This window comes from Streptomyces sp. SAS_270 (assembly GCF_052543295.1).
In genome coordinates this window covers 1-1,804 of sequence record NZ_JBMNDS010000179.1, presented here as the reverse complement: position 1 = coordinate 1,804, position 1,804 = coordinate 1, and the positions used below count along the sequence as shown (strand labels likewise).

Below are 1,804 nucleotides of genomic sequence, written 5' to 3'. Positions count from 1 at the left end.
GGCCCGGTCGGTGGACCGTCACCGACCGGGCCTGTGTTCGTCCCGGACTCAGGCCTCCAAGCCGCGTGGCGCGGGCCGTTCGGACCGGGCGGGTGACCAAAGACCCACAGACGTCGCTCGCGCGCGCAGGAAACCGTGGGACGTGCGGTTCGCGAACGACAAGCGAGGACGAGGAGTTTCGTGATGGCGAAGGCGTATCTGGTGGGCAGCGGTATCGCGGCACTCGCCGCGGCCACCTTCCTGATCCGTGACGGCGGGTTCGACGGAGCAGACATCCACCTGTTCGAGGAACAGGAGCAGATCGGAGGCAGCCTGGACGCGGGCGGCACCGCGGACGCCGGATACACCATGCGCGGCGGCCGGATGTTCGAGGCCGAGTTCCGCTGCACGTACGACCTGCTGTCCGGCATCCCCTCGCTGGACGATCCCGCGGTGTCCGTGACGCAGGAAATCCTGGCCGGTCACGAGGACTTCGCCTGGAACGACGCCGCACGCCTCGTCGACGGGGACGGCAGGATCGTCGACACCACGTCGATGGGGTTCTCGGAGCGCGACAGGCTGGAGCTGGTCCGGTGTCTGGCGAGCCCCGAGGGGCACCTGGACGGCAAGCGGATCACGGACTGCTTCGGCGAGCACTTCTTCACCACCAACTTCTGGTTCATGTGGTGCACCACGTTCGCCTTCCAGCCCTGGCACAGCGCGATCGAGTTCCGCCGCTACCTGAGGCGGTTCATCCACCTCTTCCCCGAGTTCGCATCGATGTCGGGCATCCACCGGACCCGATACAACCAGTACGACTCGATCGTGCGGCCCCTGACGGTCTGGCTGCGCGCACGCGGCGTGACGGTGCACACCGGCTGCCGCGTCACCGACCTGAGGTTCACGCCCGGGCCGCACAGCGGTACGGTCCAGACCCTGTACGTCGCCCGGCGCGGCCGCGACGAGAGGATCGCCGTAACCCCCGAGGACCTGGTCCTGGTCACGAACGGCTCGATGACCGACGCCTCCAGCCTCGGCACGCACACCGCCGCGCCGCCCCCGCCCGTCCGCCGCTCGGAGGCCTGGCTGCTGTGGCACCGGATCGCCCGTGGGCGCGAGGAGTTCGGCAACCCGGCCGCCTTCGACACTCGGGTCAAGGAGTCCCGCTGGGAGTCGTTCACGGTCACCGCCAAGGATCCCGCCTTCCTCGACGCGCTGGCGGACTTCAGTGGCCGTGAGACGGGCAGGGGCGGGCTGATGACCTTCACCGAGTCGAACTGGCTGCTCAGCATCGTCGCCAACCGCCAACCCGTCTACCGCGACCAGCCCGAGGGCGTCTCCGTCTGGTGGGGATACGGCCTGTTCCCCGGCCGCGCGGGCAACCAGACACCCAAGCCGATGACCATGTGCTCGGGCCGGGAAATTCTCGAAGAGGTCCTGCACCATCTGCGCTTCGACGAGGCGCTGACGGCCCGGGTCCTTGAGACGTCCACCGTGGTGCCCTGTGTGATGCCGTACATCACGAGCCAGTTCCTGGTCCGCCGTCGCGAGGACCGGCCCCGTGTCGTGCCCGAAGGGTCGGTCAACCTGGCCTTCATCGGTCAGTTCGCGGAGGTGCCCGACGATGTGGTCTTCACCGTCGAGTACTCGGTGCGCACGGCCTGGACGGCGGTCGCCAGGCTGCTCCGGCTCGACAGACAGCCTCCGGCGGTCCACAAGGGCCACCACGACCCCCGCGTACTGGCCGCCGCCCTGGAGACCATGCACCGGCGGTAGCCGGAAGCGAACGACGCACCGGGGGGGGGGGGGGGGGGGGGGGGGGGGG

1 protein-coding gene is annotated in these 1,804 nt (G+C 69.5%); it reads left to right on the top strand.

The window, feature by feature from the left end; genetic code table 11:
- The first annotated feature begins 135 nt into the window (after positions 1-135).
- Entirely contained in the window at positions 136-1,755 is a 1,620-nt protein-coding gene (locus ACN6LB_RS45765) for an oleate hydratase (RefSeq protein ID WP_445031090.1), read from the top strand.
- Positions 1,756-1,804: the final 49 nt, after the last annotated feature.